Source organism: Nonomuraea diastatica (assembly GCF_004349015.1).
Taxonomy (GTDB): domain Bacteria; phylum Actinomycetota; class Actinomycetes; order Streptosporangiales; family Streptosporangiaceae; genus Nonomuraea; species Nonomuraea diastatica.
Window position 1 is genome coordinate 1 of record NZ_SMKP01000221.1, and the last position, 16,434, is coordinate 16,434.

At 69.8% G+C, this 16,434-nt stretch carries 16 protein-coding genes and 1 pseudogene; 12 read left to right on the forward strand and 5 right to left on the reverse strand.

Annotated elements, in window-relative coordinates; genetic code table 11:
• Positions 1–60: 60 nt before the first annotated feature.
• From E1294_RS45335 to E1294_RS45350, 4 genes are all read left to right on the forward strand, one after another.
• Complete coding sequence (locus tag E1294_RS45335; RefSeq protein WP_132517896.1) at positions 61–1,236, forward strand: sensor histidine kinase; 1,176 nt, start codon at positions 61–63, stop codon at positions 1,234–1,236.
• Complete coding sequence (locus E1294_RS45340; protein WP_132517898.1) at positions 1,233–1,910, forward strand: response regulator; 678 nt, start codon at positions 1,233–1,235, stop codon at positions 1,908–1,910. Before E1294_RS45335 ends, E1294_RS45340 begins: the two co-directional genes overlap by 4 nt.
• Before the next feature lie 80 nt (positions 1,911–1,990).
• Positions 1,991–2,881, forward strand: coding sequence for an ATP-binding cassette domain-containing protein (locus E1294_RS45345; RefSeq protein ID WP_132517900.1), 891 nt, complete (start codon positions 1,991–1,993; stop codon positions 2,879–2,881).
• Positions 2,878–3,621 carry an ABC transporter permease gene (locus E1294_RS45350; protein WP_132517902.1) on the forward strand — a complete coding sequence of 248 codons (744 nt, stop codon included), beginning with the start codon at positions 2,878–2,880 and terminating at the stop codon, positions 3,619–3,621. Before E1294_RS45345 ends, E1294_RS45350 begins: the two co-directional genes overlap by 4 nt.
• A 4-nt stretch (positions 3,622–3,625) precedes the next feature.
• Here E1294_RS45350 and proC read toward each other — a convergent pair whose 3' ends face one another.
• Together proC and E1294_RS45360 are read right to left on the reverse strand one after the other, a co-directional pair.
• A complete protein-coding gene (gene proC / locus E1294_RS45355; protein WP_132517904.1) occupies positions 3,626–4,420 on the reverse strand; it encodes a pyrroline-5-carboxylate reductase in 795 nt (264 codons plus the stop codon).
• 59 nt (positions 4,421–4,479) lie between these two features.
• Positions 4,480–5,361, reverse strand: a complete 882-nt coding sequence (locus E1294_RS45360) for a proline dehydrogenase family protein (RefSeq protein ID WP_132517906.1) — start codon at positions 5,359–5,361, stop codon at positions 4,480–4,482.
• A gap of 58 nt (positions 5,362–5,419) precedes the next feature.
• On the opposite strand from E1294_RS45360, the gene E1294_RS45365 reads away from it, so the two are divergent.
• The 7 genes and pseudogenes from E1294_RS45365 (at position 5,420) to E1294_RS45395 (ending at position 13,586) form a co-directional block, all read left to right on the forward strand.
• On the forward strand, positions 5,420–5,878 hold the full coding sequence (locus E1294_RS45365; protein WP_246083734.1) for a hypothetical protein: 459 nt from the start codon (positions 5,420–5,422) through the stop codon (positions 5,876–5,878).
• Between the two features lie 231 nt (positions 5,879–6,109).
• Positions 6,110–7,984 carry a molecular chaperone DnaK gene (gene dnaK / locus E1294_RS45370; protein ID WP_132517908.1) on the forward strand — a complete coding sequence of 625 codons (1,875 nt, stop codon included), beginning with the start codon at positions 6,110–6,112 and terminating at the stop codon, positions 7,982–7,984.
• Positions 7,984–8,574 (forward strand): nucleotide exchange factor GrpE, encoded by a 591-nt coding sequence (gene grpE, locus E1294_RS45375; RefSeq protein WP_132517910.1) that lies wholly within the window; start codon positions 7,984–7,986, stop codon positions 8,572–8,574. The genes dnaK and grpE overlap by 1 nt, the downstream gene beginning before the upstream one ends.
• Positions 8,575–8,595: 21 nt before the next feature.
• Positions 8,596–9,771 (forward strand): molecular chaperone DnaJ, encoded by a 1,176-nt coding sequence (gene dnaJ, locus E1294_RS45380; RefSeq protein WP_132517912.1) that lies wholly within the window; start codon positions 8,596–8,598, stop codon positions 9,769–9,771.
• 3 nt (positions 9,772–9,774) lie between these two features.
• A pseudogene (locus E1294_RS45385) lies at positions 9,775–10,098 on the forward strand (heat shock protein transcriptional repressor HspR); the annotation flags it as partial.
• Positions 10,099–10,129: 31 nt separating this feature from the next.
• On the forward strand, positions 10,130–12,700 hold the full coding sequence (gene clpB / locus E1294_RS45390) for an ATP-dependent chaperone ClpB (RefSeq protein ID WP_132517914.1): 2,571 nt from the start codon (positions 10,130–10,132) through the stop codon (positions 12,698–12,700).
• 223 nt (positions 12,701–12,923) lie between these two features.
• Entirely contained in the window at positions 12,924–13,586 is a 663-nt protein-coding gene (locus E1294_RS45395; protein ID WP_132517916.1) for a hypothetical protein, read from the forward strand.
• A gap of 347 nt (positions 13,587–13,933) precedes the next feature.
• Here E1294_RS45395 and E1294_RS45400 read toward each other — a convergent pair whose 3' ends face one another.
• Complete coding sequence (locus E1294_RS45400) at positions 13,934–14,464, reverse strand: tetratricopeptide repeat protein (protein WP_246083735.1); 531 nt, start codon at positions 14,462–14,464, stop codon at positions 13,934–13,936.
• Positions 14,465–14,621: 157 nt separating this feature from the next.
• Between E1294_RS45400 and E1294_RS45405 the strand changes: the two genes are divergently transcribed.
• Positions 14,622–14,957, forward strand: a complete 336-nt coding sequence (locus E1294_RS45405; RefSeq protein ID WP_132517918.1) for a hypothetical protein — start codon at positions 14,622–14,624, stop codon at positions 14,955–14,957.
• Between the two features lie 4 nt (positions 14,958–14,961).
• Here the strand turns inward: E1294_RS45405 and E1294_RS45410 are convergent, their stop codons facing one another.
• Together E1294_RS45410 and E1294_RS45415 are read right to left on the reverse strand one after the other, a co-directional pair.
• Entirely contained in the window at positions 14,962–15,621 is a 660-nt protein-coding gene (locus E1294_RS45410) for a TetR/AcrR family transcriptional regulator (protein WP_246083736.1), read from the reverse strand.
• Positions 15,622–15,650: 29 nt separating this feature from the next.
• The coding region (locus tag E1294_RS45415; protein WP_132517920.1) for an SDR family NAD(P)-dependent oxidoreductase at positions 15,651–16,434 on the reverse strand (784 nt) is incomplete at its 5' end.

The following is a 16,434-nucleotide window of genomic DNA, read 5'->3' on the forward strand; positions in this document are numbered from 1 at the left end:
CATGATGGCAAGACAGGCACGGACGATCCTCATTGTCGATCACGGAGCGTAGACAACTACGTGATCTTGAGGCTCCGTGCCTGTATTACATCCTCGCCCGGCAGACGCCCCTATCCGCGCGGCCTCTTACTCACGCTCTTCCGCTTCTTCCGGCGTCCCAAGGTCTTCGACCGGACGCTGGTGATCGTGCTCGGGCTTCCCGGGATCATCGGGCTGTCGATCATGATCGCCCAGGGCGCGACTCCGGTCGCCGTCGGCGCGGTGCACTACACGGCGGGCGTCACGCTCCTGCTCATGCGGCGCCACCGACCGGTCCTGGTCACCGCGCTGGTCACCGGGCTCGACGTCGTGGGCGTGGCGGCGGAGATCGTGCAGTCCAGCAACGTGCCCGCGGCCATCGCCTACTACAGCCTGGGCCGCTACACCTCCGGCCGGACGACCGCGATCACCGGGGCCGCGGCGTTCGCCGCCTACGCGACGGCGCTGGAGCTGGACGGCGTCGGCGGCGGCTGGGTGATGGCCCTGTTCACCGTCGGCGTGTTCCTGGGGATCGGGCAGCTCGTCCGGCTCAGGACCGAGCTGAACGAACGCGGCCGGCGCGAGGCCGCCGACGCCGCGGTCCGCGCCGAACGGCGGCGCATCGCCAGGGAGCTGCACGACGTGGTCGCCCACCACATCACCGTGATCAACGCCCTGGTCGGCGGCGCCAGGGCCACGCTCCCACCCGAGCAGGAGGTCACCAGGAACGCTCTGGAGAGCGCCGAGCAGACCGCCCGCCAGGCGATGTCCGAGATGCGCCGCCTGCTCGACGTGCTCAGGGCCGACGGCCACGAGGGGCCGGACGCCGCCACGGGGGTGGGCGCCGACCGGCTGCCCACGCTGATCAAGGAGGCCAGGTCGGCGGGGCTGCCCGCGCACCTGACCGTCAAGGGGGAGCCCGTCGCGCTGCCCGCCGTCGTGGACCACGCGGTGTACCGGATCGTGCAGGAGGCGCTGACCAACACGCGCAAGCACGCGCCCGGCGCGCGGGCGAGCGTGTGGCTCGCGTACGAACCGGACGCCGTGGAGGTCGAGGTGGTCGACGACGGCAGCACGAAGGGGACCGGGTCGCCGGGGTTCGGACTCGGGGGCATGGCCGAGCGGGTGGCGCTGCTCGGCGGCCAGCTCTCCACGGGGCCCCGCGCCCCGCAAGGAGGTTTCCGCGTCTACGCCCGCATCCCCCTGGAGACACCGTGATCAAAGTGCTGCTGGCCGACGACCACGAGCTGGTGCGCGTGGGCTTCAAGCTGATGCTCGACGCCCAGCCGGACATGGGCGTCGTGGGCGAGGCCGGCGACGGCGCGCGGGCGGTGGACCTGTGCCGGCGGCTGCGCCCCGACGTGGTGCTGATGGACCTGCACATGCCGGGCCTCGACGGGGTTCGCGCGACCGAGCTGATCACGTCGGAGCTGCCGGAGGTCCGGGTGCTCGCGCTGAGCACGTTCGACCTGGACGAGAACGTGGTCGCGGCGCTCAGGGCGGGAGCCGGCGGGTTCCTGCCCAAGGACGTCTCCCCCGAGGAGCTGATCGAGGGCGTGCGCGTGGTGCACCGCGGCGAGTCCGCCGTCGCGCCGCGCCTGCTCACCAGGCTGATCGGCACGTTCGTACGGGCCGCCGGAGGCCAGCACGCGGGCCCGCGGCGCCTGGACCCGGTGCCCGCCGAGGTGGCCGGCCTGACGGAGCGCGAACGGGAGATCCTCGTGCTGATCGCCCGCGGCCGGTCGAACACCGAGATCGCCACGGCCCTGGCGGTCTCCCCCTCGACCGTCAAGAACCACGTGACGAACCTGTTCGCCAAGATCGGCGTCAGGGACCGGGCGCAGGCGGTGATCGTGGCCTACGAGGCGGCGCTCGTCCACCCGGGAGAGTAGGACCAGGCTCCCAGACCCCCGCGCGGGAAGCGGTTCCCGCGCAGGAGGTACACGATTGCTCGCGACGGCACGCTGGGATCATGACCGCGATACGGGCAACGAACCTGAGCAAGCGCTACGGCACGACCGTCGCCGTGTCGGACCTGTCGTTCGGCGTCGAGCCGGGCCGGGTGACCGGTTTCCTCGGCCCCAACGGCTCGGGGAAGTCCACGACCATGCGGATGATCCTGGGGCTCGACCGGCCCTCCGGCGGCTCGGCGCTCGTGGACGGGCGGCCGTACGCCGAGCTGAAGCACCCGCTGCGCAAGGTGGGCGCGCTGCTGGACGCCAAGGCCGTGCACGGCGGGCGCAGCGCCCGCAAGCACCTGCTGGCCATCGCGCAGAGCAACGGCATCCCGAACGGCCGTGTGGACGAGGTGCTGCAGGCCGTGGGCCTGCGCGAGGTGGCCGGGCGCCGGATCGGCGGGTTCTCGCTGGGCATGTCGCAGCGCCTGGGCATCGCCGCCGCGCTGCTCGGCGACCCGGAGATCCTGCTGTTCGACGAGCCCGTCAACGGGCTCGACCCCGACGGCATCCTGTGGATCCGCACGTTCATGCGCGAGCTGGCGGCCGAGGGCCGCGCGGTGTTCGTCTCCAGCCATCTGATGAGCGAGATGGCGCAGACCGCCGACCACCTGATCGTGATCGGCAAGGGAACGCTGATCGCCGACACGAGCGTGGCGGAGTTCATCGGGCGCAGCTCGCAGGGCTACGTACGGGTGCGCTCGCCGCGGCTGGCCGACGTCGCCGAGCTGATCAAGGTGGGCGAGGCCCACCACGACCACCTGCGGGTGACCGCGATGAGCCCGGTCGAGATCGGCACGCTCACCGCGCGGGCCGGGATCCCGCTGGAGGAGCTGACGTTCGTGCAGCCCTCGCTGGAAGCGGCGTACATGGAGCTGACCAAGGACAGCCTGGAGTTCATATCATGATCGACATCCTCAGGTCCGAATGGACCAAGATCCGCTCAGTTCGCTCCACGATGTGGACACTGGCCGTCACCGCCGGGCTGATGCTGGGCATCGGCGCGCTCATCGCCTCCGCGGCCAGGGGCTCGACCGAGGACGACATCCCCGGCGCTCAGGCCGTCATGCTGAGCCTGACCGGCATCATGTTCGCGTCGCTTTCCATCGCCACGCTGGGCGTGCTGGTGATCTCCAGCGAATACCGTACGGGCGGCATCCGCACGTCGTTGATGGCCGTGCCCAAGCGCATGAGCCTGCTGACCGGCAAGATCGTGGTGTTCACGGTCACCTCCCTTCTCGTGTGCACGGTCGCGTCGGCCGCCTCGCTCGCCGTGGGCGTCGCCATCATCCAGCCGCCCTCGCTCGACATGGGAGAGGCCGTGCGGACGGTGGTGGGCTGCGGCCTCTACCTCACCGCGTGCGGCCTGTTCGGGCTGGCGCTGGGCACGCTCGTACGCCACACGCCCGGCGCGATCGTCTCAGCCATCGCGCTGATGCTGGTGCTGCCCCAGATCACCGGCATGCTGCCGGGCCAGGTGGGCCGGACGGTGGCCGACCACTTCACCACCAACGCGGGCATGCAGGTGGCCGTCCCGCTGGTCCGCAACACGTCGTTCGGCCCGTGGAGCGGCTTCGGCGTCTATCTCGTCTGGATCGCCGTGACCATGATCGTCGGCGCCGTGCTGATGCGGCGGCGCGACGCCTGAGCGGTCAGCCGGAGGCGAGCTCGCGGCCGCGGTCGCGGGCCGCCTCGATGGCGGCCAGGAACGCGGCCCGCACGCTGTGGCGCTCGAGCTCGGCGATGGCCGCGATCGTGGTGCCGCCAGGAGAGGTGACGGCCTCGCGCAGGATCACCGGGTGCTCGCCCGAGTCACGCAACATCACGGCGGCACCGACGATGGACTGGGTCACCATGTCGAGCGCGGCCGCCCGCGGCATGCCGAGCAGGATGCCCGCGTCCACCATGGCCTCGACGAGGTAGAAGAAGTAGGCGGGGCCGCTGCCGGAGAGCGCGGTGGCGGCGTCCTGCTGCGACTCGGGGATGCGCAGCACCTTGCCGACGGGGCTGAGCAGCGCCTCGGTGAGCTTGAGGTGCTCCTCGCCCGCGTGCGCGCCCGCCGAGATCACGCTCATCGCCTCGTCGAACCTGATGGGCGTGTTGGACATCACCCTGACCACCGGCACCTCGACGCCGAGCCGCTGCTCCACGAACGACGTCGTGATGCCGGCCGCAGCGGTGATCACCAGGCGGTCGGCGGGCACGTAGGGGGCGATCTCGGCCAGCAGCGTGGCCATGTCCTGGGGCTTGACGGCGAGGATCAGCGTGTCGGCCGCCTTGGCCGCCTCGGAGTTGGGGACGGTGCGCACACCGTAGGTCTCGCGCAGCGCCTGCGCCCGGTCGGCCCTGCGCGTGGTCACCATGATGTCGCCGGGCTTGAAGCCGGCGCGCAGCAGCCCCGACAGCAGCGCCTCGCCCATCTTGCCTGTGCCCAGAATCGCGATCATTTCCGCCCCTCGAGGAATAGACGCTGATGCAGCTTACCGGCCGTCACCGGCGTCGCGGGCTAGCCTCGTGACAGCAGGGAGCGCAGGAAGAAGGCCAGGTTGCGGGGGCGCTCGGCCAGGCGGCGCATCAGGTAGGGATACCAGTCGGCGCCGTAGGGGACGTAGACGCGCATCGTGAAGCCGAGGGCCGCCAGGCGGGCCTGCTCGTCGGGGCGCACGCCGTACAACATCTGATATTCGAAACCGGCCGGGTCGCGGCCGTCGAGCACGGCGAGCGTCGAGGCGATGCGCACCAGTCTGGGGTCGTGGGTGGCGACCATCGGATAGCCGGCGCCGGCCATCAGCACCTTCAGGCAGCGTACGAACGAGCGGTCGATGTCGGCGGTCGAGGTGTAGGCGCCGGGAGCCGTGTAGGCGCCCTTGCACAGCCGCACCCGGGCGTCGCCGAGCTGCTCGCAGCGGTCGAGCGAGTCGGGCAGGTAGGCCTGCACCACCACGCCCACGTCCCGGTGCTCCTTGCGCAGCGCGGCGTGCACGGCGTGCAGCATGGCGATCGTGTCGTGCTGCTCCGCGTCGAGCGTCACCGTGACGTCTCTGGCCGCGGCGGCCCTGCAGATGGCCGCGGCGTGCTCGAACGCGAGCTCCTCCGACAGCCGCAACCCGAGCGCCGTGAGTTTGACGGACACGTCGGCGCCCGCCGGCAGCAGGCGGAGCAGCGAGAGGTAGGCGGCGACGGTGCCCTCGGCCTGCGCCCGGCCGGTCACCTCCTCGCCGAGGTGGTCGACGGAGACGCGCAACCCCGTGCGGGACAACGCGTCGATCGCGGCGCCGGCGTCGTCGGCGACATAGCGCCTGACCACATCCCTGGTCAGCGGCGACGCGGCGATGACGCGCTCGGCGCGCCGGCTCTTGGAGACAGCGAGCAATGCCTGACGGAGCACATGTCCACACTATGGTGAACCGGCGACCGGCGGGATCCGTCGTAGGGGTATGCGGACAATGACAGCGACCCTTCTGGCCGGATGTCTGATGCTGGCGACGAGTTGCGGCACGGCCCAGCCTGCCGAGCGGGCCTCCTCCCCCAGCCAGGACAAGCCGCCCGTCGTGTCCAACCCGGTCGGCACCACGCCCAGCAAGGCGCCCCCGAAGGGCCCCAAGCAGGTCAAGCCGACGGGCGACGCCATCAACGTGCACAAGGCTCGCTGGGCCAAGGCCAAGCCGGTCGCCAAGGGCAAGAAGCTCCAGCTGACGTGGCAGTCGGGGGTGGAGCCCTGCACGGTGCTGGACCGCGTCAAGGTCAAGGAGACGTCCAAGCGCGTCACGGTCACCTTGTACGAGGGCACGTCCCCCAAGGCCAAGAACGTCTCCTGCATCATGATCGCGATCGAGAAGACCACCACGGTCAAGCTCAAGAAGCCGCTCGGCGAGCGCAAGGTGGTGGACGGCGCCAAGCCGTAACGAGAGCCGCCAAGCCCGCGAACCCCCGGCAACGCACCCACGGCGCCGGGGATTCGCTGTGCGCGGAACCCTAGACCTCGTTGCCCCGTTGCGCGTGGTGTGGCCTTTATTTCGGGAATGTCTCGGCGCTCATGAGGGTTGAGTCGAGTAGGCTCAAGTCGTTTGCCAAAGACGACACACATCCGTTAGCTTGAGTCTGACAGACTCAACTTTGACTACAAGGACTCACTCATGGCACGTGCGGTAGGTATCGACCTTGGGACGACCAACTCCGTCGTCTCGATTCTCGAGGGCGGTGAGCCCACCGTCATCGCGAATGCGCAGGGCTCGCGGACCACGCCGTCCGTGGTCGCCTTCGCGAAGAACGGCGAGGTCCTGGTCGGCGAGGTCGCCAAGCGCCAGGCGGTCACCAATGTGGACCGAACGATCCGGTCGGTCAAGCGGGAGATGGGCACCACCTGGTCCCAGGAGATCGACGGCAAGAAGTTCTCGCCGCAGCAGATCAGCGCCTTCGTCCTGCAGAAGCTCAAGCAGGACGCCGAGGCCTACCTGGGCGAGAAGATCACCGACGCGGTGGTCACCGTCCCGGCCTACTTCAACGACGCCCAGCGCCAGGCCACCAAGGAGGCCGGCACGGTCGCGGGCCTCAACGTGCTCCGCATCATCAACGAGCCGACCGCCGCGGCCCTCGCCTACGGGCTCGACAAGGAGCAGGACCAGACCATCCTGGTCTTCGACCTCGGCGGCGGCACCTTCGACGTGTCCCTGCTCGACGTCGGCCAGGAGGACGGCCACGGCTTCGTCGAGGTCAAGGCCACCTCCGGTGACAACCACCTCGGTGGCGACGACTGGGACCAGCGCGTCGTCGACGAGCTCGTCAAGCGCTTCCAGAACGCTCACGGCGTCGACCTGGCCAAGGACAAGATGGCCCTGCAGCGTCTGCGCGAAGCGGCGGAGAAGGCCAAGATCGAGCTGTCCAGCCAGTCCGAGACCAACATCAACCTGCCCTACATCACGGCCTCGGCCGAGGGCCCCCTGCACCTCGACGAGAAGCTGACGCGCTCCGAGTTCCAGCGGCTGACGACCGACCTGCTCGAGCGGACCAAGGGCCCGTTCAACCAGGTCATCAAGGACGCCGGCATCAAGGTGGCCGACATCGCCCACGTGGTGCTCGTCGGCGGCTCGACCCGCATGCCCGCCGTCTCCGAGCTCGTCAAGGAGCTGACCGGCGGCAAGGAGCCCAACAAGGGCGTCAACCCCGACGAGGTCGTCGCCATCGGCGCCGCCCTGCAGGCCGGTGTGCTCAAGGGCGAGGTCAAGGACGTCCTGCTGCTCGACGTGACCCCGCTGTCGCTGGGCATCGAGACCAAGGGCGGCATCTTCACGAAGATCATCGAGCGCAACACGACGATCCCGACCAAGCGCTCCGAGGTCTTCACCACGGCCGAGGACAACCAGCCGTCGGTGCAGATCCAGGTCTACCAGGGCGAGCGCGAGATCGCCTCCTACAACAAGAAGCTCGCCACGTTCGAGCTGACCGGCATCGCCCCGGCGCCGCGCGGCATCCCGCAGATCGAGGTCACCTTCGACATCGACGCCAACGGCATCGTCAACGTCTCCGCCAAGGACCTGGGAACGGGCAAGGAGCAGACGATGACGATCACTGGCGGCTCGGCGCTGCCGAAGGACGACATCGAGCGGATGATGCGCGAGGCCGAGTCGTACGCCGAGGAGGACAAGAAGCGCCGCGAGGAGGCCGAGGTCCGCAACAACGCCGACGGGCTCGCCTACCAGACGGAGAAGTTCCTCCGCGAGAACGACGACAAGGTTCCCGGCGAGATCAAGACCGAGGTCAACGACGCCCTGGCGGAGCTGAAGAAGGCTCTGGAGGGCACCGACACCGACGTCATCCGCACCTCGGCGGAGAAGCTTGCCACGGTCAGCCAGAAGATGGGTTCGGCGATCTACGCCCAGAGCCAGGGCCAGCAGGCCGGCGGCGAGGGCGCCCCGCAGGACGCCGCGTCCGGTCAGGAAGGCCAGAAGGCCGATGACGACGTGGTCGAAGCCGAGATCGTCGACGAAGACCAGCCGAAGAAGGACAAGTGATGCCGCCGCGTGAAAACGGGCACGAGGAGCCAGTGATCCGCGACAACCGCAAGATCGATCCCGAGACGGGCCAGGTGCGCGAGGCCCCGGCCGACGAGCAGGAGGCGCCCGCCGAGGCGCCGCAGGCGCAGAACGGCGAGCTGGCGGCCCAGCTCGCCGAGCGGACCGCCGACCTGCAGCGGCTCCAGGCCGAATACACCAACTACCGCAGGCGGGTCGAGCGCGACCGGGTGGTGGTCCGCGAGCAGGCGGTCGCGGGGGCGCTGACAGAGCTCCTTCCCGTGCTCGACGACATCGGAAGGGCCCGCGACCACGGTGAGCTGACCGGAGGTTTCGCGAAGGTGGCGGAATCCCTGGAAGCAGTGCTCACCAAGCTGGGGCTCAGCCCCTTCGGGCAGAAGGGCGACCCGTTCGACCCGACGGTCCACGAGGCGCTGATGCACAGCTACTCGACCGAGGTGACCGAGCCGACCGCCATCGAGGTGCTGCAGCTCGGCTACCGGATGGGCGACAGGGTGTTGCGCCCGGCGCGGGTGGCCGTCGCCGAGCCCGAGGACGCCACTCCCGCGTCCGATGACGACGACAACTGACACAAGGACGAAGGGCCGTAGATGAGCACCAAGGACTACTTGGAGAAGGACTACTACGCCGTCCTTGGTGTGCCCAAGACCGCCACCGCCGACGAAATCAAAAAGGCCTACCGGAAGCTGGCCAGGCAATACCACCCCGACACCAACAAGGGCGACGCGACCAAGGAGACCAGGTTCAAGGAGGTCTCCGAGGCTTACGACGTCCTGTCCGACAGCAAGCGCCGCAAGGAATATGACGAGGCGCGCACGCTGTTCGGGTCCGGGGTGGGCGGCCAGCGGGCCGGCGGTGGCGGGTTCCCGTTCGACTTCGGCGACCTGTTCGGCGGCACGGCGCAGCCGGGTTCGGGCGGAGGCGCGGGCGATCGGCTCGGCGACCTGTTCGGCGGGCTGTTCAACCGGGGCGGCTCCACCCGCACCTCGACCACGTCCAGGCCGCGGCGCGGCCAGGACGTCGAGTCCGAGGTGACGCTGACGTTCACCGAAGCGGCCGAGGGCACCACGGTGTCGCTCAGGCTCACGAGTTCGGCCGCCTGCGCCGCGTGCACCGGCACGGGCGCCAGGGCGGGCACGACCCCCAGGGTATGCCCCACCTGTGAGGGCACCGGGGCGGCCAGCCGCAACCTGGGCAACTTCGCCTTCTCAGAGCCCTGCCGCGACTGCAAGGGCCGCGGGCTGATCGTGGACGACCCCTGCCCCGTGTGCGAGGGCAGCGGCCGGGCCAAGAGCACCCGCACCATCCAGGCCCGCATCCCCGCAGGGGTGGCCGACGGCCAGCGGGTCAGGCTCAAGGCCAAGGGCGCCCCGGGCGAGAATGGCGGCCCTGCCGGCGACCTCTACATCCAGACGCACGTCAAAGCGCATGCCGTGTTCGGCAGGTCGGGCGACAACCTGACGATCACCGTCCCGGTGACGTTCACGGAGGCCGCTCTCGGCGCCGAGATCAAGGTGCCCACCCTCAAGGGCATGCCGGTGACGCTGCGCATCCCCCCGGGCACGCCCAACGGCCGCACGTTCCGCGTGCGCGGCAGGGGCGTCACCCGGAAAGACGGCACCAGAGCCGACCTGCTCGCGACGGTCGAAGTGGTGGTGCCGAAGACGCTCGACGACAAGTCGCGCGATCTCCTCACCGAGTTCAACACCGCGAACGCCAGTGAGGACCCACGCGCTGAGCTCATTCAGCGAGCCAGAAGCGAGTAGCCGATGGACGCCAACTATTTCGACCTGTCAGATGACACACCCGTTTATGTGATCTCGGTGGCCGCGCAGCTGTCGGGGCTGCATCCCCAGACCCTGCGCCAGTACGACCGGCTGGGGCTGGTCAGCCCCGGCCGCACCGCGGGGCGCGGCCGCCTCTACTCGACACGCGACATCATCCAGCTCCGCGAGGTGCAGCGGCTCTCCCAGGAGGAGGGCATCAACCTCGCGGGCATCAAGCGGATTCTCGAGCTCGAGAACGAAGCGCTGCGGCTGCGGGAGGAGGTTCACCGCCTGCGTGCCGAGATGCGGATGGTCCGAGCGCTGATCCGCTACGAGCTGCCACCGGGGGCCTAGAACGATGGACTACAAGCTCACCCAGAAGAGCCAGGAAGCGCTCTCGGGTGCCATGCGGCGTGCCGCCGCAGAGGGCAACCCCGAGATCGCCCCCGTTCACCTGCTGACCACGCTGCTCTCCCAGACCGGCGGCACGGCCGTGCCGCTGCTCGAAGCCGTCGGCGCCGACTGGCGCACGCTGCGGGCACGGGCGGAGGAGCAGCTGGCGGCGCTGCCGAAGGCGCAGGGCGCGACCGTGGGGGCGCCGTCGAGCTCGCGCCACCTCCTGACGGTGATGAACACCGCCGCCCAGCACGCCAACCGCCTCGAAGACCTCTACGTCTCGACCGAGCACCTGCTGGTGGGCCTGGCCGCCGACGGCGGCCCCGTGGCCGACCTGCTGAAGTCGCAGGGCGCGACGCCGCAGGCGCTGCTCGACGCCTTCGAGAAAGTACGCGGCCACGCCCGCATCACCAGCGAGACCCCTGAGGACACCTACCAGGCGCTGGAGAAGTACGGCGTCGACCTGACCGAGCACGCGAGGGGCGGCAAACTCGACCCGGTCATAGGCCGCGACTCCGAGATCCGCCGCGTCGTCCAGGTGCTCAGCCGCCGCACCAAGAACAACCCGGTGCTCATCGGCGAGCCCGGCGTCGGCAAGACCGCCGTCGTCGAGGGGCTGGCCCAGCGCATCGTGGCCGGCGACGTGCCCGAATCGCTGCGCAACAAGCGGCTCATCGCACTCGACCTGGGTGCGATGGTGGCCGGCGCGAAATACCGCGGCGAGTTCGAGGAGCGGCTGAAGGCCGTGCTCTCCGAGATCAAGGAGAGCGACGGGCAGATCGTGACGTTCATCGACGAGCTGCACACCGTCGTCGGCGCGGGGGCCGCCGAGGGCGCGATGGACGCCGGCAACATGCTCAAGCCCATGCTGGCCCGCGGCGAGCTGCGCATGATCGGCGCGACCACGCTCGACGAATACCGTGAGCGCATCGAGAAGGACCCCGCGCTGGAGCGCCGCTTCCAGCAGGTCTACGTGGGCGAGCCCACGGTCGAGGACACGATCGCGATCCTGCGCGGGCTCAAGGGCCGCTACGAAGCCCACCACCAGGTGCAGATCTCCGACGGCGCGCTGGTGGCCGCCGCCGCGCTGTCCGACCGCTACATCACCAGCCGCTTCCTCCCCGACAAGGCCATCGACCTGGTCGACGAGGCCGCCTCGCGGCTGCGCATGGAGATCGACTCCCGCCCCGTGGAGATCGACCAGCTCCAGCGCAACGTCGACCGGATGAAGATGGAGGAGCTGGCGCTGTCGAAGGAGACCGACGAGGCCTCCGTCCAGCGGCTCGAACGCCTGCGCCAGGAGCTGGCCGACCGCCAGGAGGAGCTCAACGCTCTCGTCGGCCGCTGGGAGCACGAGAAGGCCGGGCTCAACAAGGTCGGCGAGCTGAAGAAGCAGCTCGACGAGGCCAGGAGCGCCGCCGAGCGGGCCCAGCGCGACGGCGACTTCGAGGCCGCGTCCCGGCTCATGTACGCCGAGGTGCCGCGGCTGGAGCAGGTGCTGAAGTCCGCGTCCGAGGCCGCGCAGCCCGACAACACCATGGTCAAGGAGGAGGTCGGGGCCGACGACATCGCCGAGGTGATCTCGTCGTGGACCGGCATCCCCGCGGGGCGGCTCCTGGAGGCGGAGACGGCCAAGCTGCTGCGCATGGAGGAGGATCTGGGCAAGCGGCTCATAGGCCAGCAGCAGGCCGTACAGGCCGTTTCCGACGCCGTACGCCGCAGCCGGGCCGGCATCGCCGACCCCGACCGGCCGACGGGCTCGTTCGTGTTTCTCGGGCCGACCGGTGTGGGCAAGACCGAGCTGGCCAAGGCGCTGGCGGAGTTCCTGTTCGACGACGAGCGGGCGATGACCCGCATCGACATGAGCGAATACTCCGAGAAGCACAGCGTGGCCAGGCTCGTCGGCGCGCCTCCCGGCTACGTCGGCTACGAGGAGGGCGGCCAGCTCACCGAGGCCGTCAGGCGGCGCCCCTACACCGTGGTGCTGCTCGACGAGGTGGAGAAGGCCCACCCCGAGGTGTTCGACATCCTGCTGCAGGTGCTCGACGACGGGCGGCTGACCGACGGCCAGGGCCGCACGGTCGACTTCCGCAACACGATCCTGATCCTCACCTCCAACATCGGCTCGCAGTTCCTCGTCGATCCCACGCTGGCGAACGGCGCCAAGCGTGAGGCCGTCATGGGAGCGGTGCGCAACGCGTTCAAGCCGGAGTTCCTCAACCGGCTCGACGACGTGATCCTCTTCGACGCGCTCGGCTCCGAGGAGCTGGCGCGCATCGTCGACCTGCAGGTCGACCGTCTGGCGCAGCGCCTGGCCGACCGGCGGCTGACGCTGGAGGTCACGCCGGCGGCCCGCGAGTGGCTGGCGCTGACGGGCTACGACCCGATGTACGGCGCCCGCCCGCTGCGCCGCCTGGTCCAGTCGGCCATCGGCGACAAGCTGGCCAAGGCGGTGCTGTCGGGCGAGATCGCCGACGGCGACAAGGTCATGGTGGAGCTCGGCGATGACGAGCTGCTCATCCAGCGCGGCTGAGGCCCGGCCGGGAGCCCGGAGATCCGAGGGGTCTCCGGGCTCCGGCGTGTCATGCCGCGGTCATGCGGCACGGGGAAGAGTAAGGTTCGCCCCACACTTCGACAAGCCGCGCTCCCGCGGGCGGCCGGCTGGCTACGTTCAGCGTTCGTCAGATCAGCGAAATTGATCAGGGGGACGTGCAGTGTCATCCCAAAAAGTCCGAAGCATCCTCGCGGTGGCCGCTGTGACCGCTGGTGTCACGTGGTGGGCCGTGGCCCCGTCGACGGCTGACTCCTGCGCGAACACCGAGCCGGTCCTGCTGTCTCCGGACTCGGCCCTGTCCTTCTGTCACGAGCAGTCGAGGGTGCGCATCAACGACGGCGGCTCGGGCGGCAGCCGGATGGTCGCCGAGGAGTCGGGCAAGCTGGCCATGGCGACCGGGCGGCTGGCCAGGCAGCTGGGCCTGACGGGCCTGGCCGCAGGAAAGTCGGCGCTGGGCGGTTCCGACATCGGCGGGGTCGCGGCGACCTGGGGCATGCCCATGCTGACCTCCGCCTCGCCTGTGGTGTTCCCCACGGTGCCGGGCCGGACCGGCATGAAGGACATGTCGACCATGACGAGCGTGCCGGCGCTGCCGTCCCTGCCGTCCCTGCCCGAGACGCCGCTGCTCGCCAAGCTGCCGGCGGAGATGTCGCTCGGCCAGGCCACCCGCGGCAACCGCATCGCGGGCTCCAGCATCCGGTCGCCGAAGGACCTGGACAAGCCCGTCCGTGAGGTCGGCGAGGACGTCATCGGCGTGCTGCTGCCGAAGGCGGTGGAGAGCGTCGAGGGCACCTCGATGCTGACCGGCGGCCGGTCCGCGGTGCCGGGCGTCACGGGGCTCACCGACGGCCTCGGCCTGCGGTGAGCACGCCGTCCGCCGGCCAAGTCGTCGGGTCATCCCGGCGGGCCTTCTCGTCGGGCCATCTCCTCCGGGCACGGAACGTGCCTGCCGCGCCCGGATCTCCATAGCCGAAGGGGCCGCGGCCGTCCGGCCGCGGCCCCTTCGCACCCTGCCGCCCTGACGCGGGCCGTGTGCGGGCCTCTTGAGCGAGCCTTCGACGCGGCGTCCCGATACGGCTCCTTGCGCGGGCCCGTCAAGCGGGCCCGTCAGGCCCCTCATGCGGGCCCCTCATGCGGGCACGGCGCAGTGACCTCCGGCCACCGGCGGCCTCGCCCGGGGAGGGGCCGTGATGTCACGCGAGGGCGATCGGGTCAGGAGACCATCTCGTCGAGCTCGTCCTCGGGGAGCCCGAGATCGACCCTGATGCGGTAGCGGGTGCGCAGCAGCGCCACCTGCTCGGGGTCGTTCTCGTCACAGTCGAGGACCGCCTGGGTGGCCCATTCGAGCCCACCGCGGAGGTCTCCGTAGGCGACGAGCGTCTCGGCGATCGTGTGAGCGGTCGCCGTGGAGACGTTGCCCTCAGCGCGTATCGTCTCGATGACCTCCCTCGCCTCATCGGGCCTGTCGAGCTCGAAGAGCGTGTCGGCGATGCCGGCACGCGGGTCGAAACCCGCCTCGCCACCGTCTTCGACCGCGCGCTGGAAACACTCCATCGCGCGCGCGGGCTGGCCCGCCGCTCGCCACTCCTCGGCGGCGAGGACCAGGATGGAAGCCCGGGAGACGTCGCCCGAGGAATAGTCGAGCGCGACGTCGTAGAGCCGACTGGCCAGGGAATCGTGGTCGTCGGCCAATAGGGCCTGCTCAAGCAGACGATCAAGGTGCTCACGGGTCACATGCGCCACACCGCGAGACTACCGAGCCGCCCGGCCGTTTGCCTGGTCAATCCACACACTCACAAATCGGTAACGACTCGCCCAACTCTGCGACTCCTGAGCGTGTTCGTGCAGGTCACGGGCATATAGCAGATGCTCCGCTGTCAAGCGAGCGAAGGGGGCCGTGATGGGCGTGTCCAAGCAGATGACCTTCACGCTGGCCTGCGCTGTCGTACTGTCGGCCCTCGTCCCCGGCCTCGCGGGTTATCTGTCGGCCCGTCTCGAGGCCATCGAGTCGGCGGAGCGCAGCCTGCGCGCCCTGGAGACCCGGCTGCACATCAGGGAGGCCAGGGACGCGCGTCCCGTCTCCTACCCAGGGCCTTGCCTGCGCACGCCTGCCGCGCCGGGCTACGACGAGGTGCCGACGGCCGCGCTCGGCCAACGGCGGCACTGGCAGCCGGACGACATGCCCGCCTGGCTGTCCGGCCTGGTGACGGAGCCACCGCACGCGAGCGGCCACTGAGCGCTCAGGCGTGCGGCGACCAGGAACGCAGTTGACGGGAGAGGAAACCGCGGATCAGGTGTTTGGCCGCCTCGATGATCTCCGGCTCCCCGTCGGAGTCGCGGCGGAAGGCGAGTTTCAGCACCGCGTCGCCCGCCTCGACCGCAACCAGCATCGCGAGGTCGAGCTCGGGGCTGTCGGCCAGGCCGAACTCCTTCAGGAACAACCCGCGCAGCCGCCCGGCGATCACGGCGTTGTTGTCGGAGTCGGAGTCGAGCAGGTTGAGGTCGACGACGTCACCGAAGTGCAGGCTCTTGAAGCCGGCGACCGTGCGGTGCATGTCGACGTATTCGTCGATGATCGCGTCGACCGCCTCCCACCACCCTCGATGGTCCTCCTCCAGGAACTTGCGGTCGACCCGGCGGACGAACTCCTCGACGTTGCGCCGGGTGAGCTCCTGCGTGATCGCACGCTTGTCGGGAAAGAACTGGTAGACCGACCCGATCGCCACGCCTGCCCGCTCGGCTATGCGTGTGGTGGACAGGGCTTCGTACCCGGTCTCGTCGAGCAGTTCGGCGCAGGCGTCGAGCATCCGCTCGACGCGCCGGGCGCTGCGGCGCTGTGCGGGCTGCCGCCTGAGTGCTTTGGGCTGGCTGCAGTCGTCATCAATTTGCGGCGAGGACACGGAATCATCTTCTCCCCTACGTGCGATCGTTACCCGCGATTTCTGGATACCGACGTGGTTCCGGTCAACCGTGCCAGACCGCGCATCACCCGTGGCGAAATCCGCGATAGGGCATATCCGATCTTTCCTTCCAGGTTGACCGGAACGACCGCCTGATTTCTGTGCACCGCACGCAGAACGTGTGCGGCCACGCGCTCGGCTGGATATCCGCGCCGCGCCAGACCGCGTACGGCGTCGTCGTGCAGGTCCGCACCGGTGTACGTGGCGTTGTGCGCGATGGCCGTGGAGACGAAACCCGGGCAGATGGCGCTGACGCCGATGTCGTGCCCGGCCAGCTCGGCTCGCAGGCAGTCGCTGAGCATCTTCACCGCGGCCTTCGAGGCGGAGTACGCGGGCAGCAGCCGGGAGGGCGCGAAGGCGGCCAGGGAGGCGACGTTGACGATGTGGCCGCCCTGGCCGCGCTCGACCATGGCGGCGGCGAACAGGCGGCATCCGTGCACGACGCCCCAGAGATTGATGTCGACGGTCCTGCGCCAGTCGTCCACGGTGTGGTCGAGAAACGACCCAATGACCGCGATTCCGGCATTGTTCACCACAATGTCCGGCACTCCATATTGGGTGAAGATATTTCGCGAAAAACCCTCCATCTGCTCCATGTCCGCTACATCGACCCGCGCCGCGTGTGCCGTACCCCCGAGGTCCTTCCCGATCATCTCGGCGACCCGCCGGGCGGCGTCGAGGTCGATGTCCGCGCAGACCACCTCGGCGCCGTGCGCCGCGAACGCCCGCGACGTCGCCAGCCCGATCCCCGAC

Excerpts from the sequence above, each read along its gene's own strand:
- E1294_RS45345 (WP_132517900.1), top strand. The coding sequence starts at position 1,991 with ATGACCGCGATACGGGCAACGAACCTGAGCAAGCGCTACGGCACGACC.
- E1294_RS45350 (WP_132517902.1), top strand. The coding sequence starts at position 2,878 with ATGATCGACATCCTCAGGTCCGAATGGACCAAGATCCGCTCAGTTCGC.
- proC (WP_132517904.1), bottom strand. The coding sequence starts at position 4,420 with ATGATCGCGATTCTGGGCACAGGCAAGATGGGCGAGGCGCTGCTGTCG.
- E1294_RS45365 (WP_246083734.1), top strand. The coding sequence starts at position 5,420 with ATGACAGCGACCCTTCTGGCCGGATGTCTGATGCTGGCGACGAGTTGC.
- dnaK (WP_132517908.1), top strand. The coding sequence starts at position 6,110 with ATGGCACGTGCGGTAGGTATCGACCTTGGGACGACCAACTCCGTCGTC.
- grpE (WP_132517910.1), top strand. The coding sequence starts at position 7,984 with ATGCCGCCGCGTGAAAACGGGCACGAGGAGCCAGTGATCCGCGACAAC.
- dnaJ (WP_132517912.1), top strand. The coding sequence starts at position 8,596 with ATGAGCACCAAGGACTACTTGGAGAAGGACTACTACGCCGTCCTTGGT.
- clpB (WP_132517914.1), top strand. The coding sequence starts at position 10,130 with ATGGACTACAAGCTCACCCAGAAGAGCCAGGAAGCGCTCTCGGGTGCC.
- E1294_RS45405 (WP_132517918.1), top strand. The coding sequence starts at position 14,622 with ATGGGCGTGTCCAAGCAGATGACCTTCACGCTGGCCTGCGCTGTCGTA.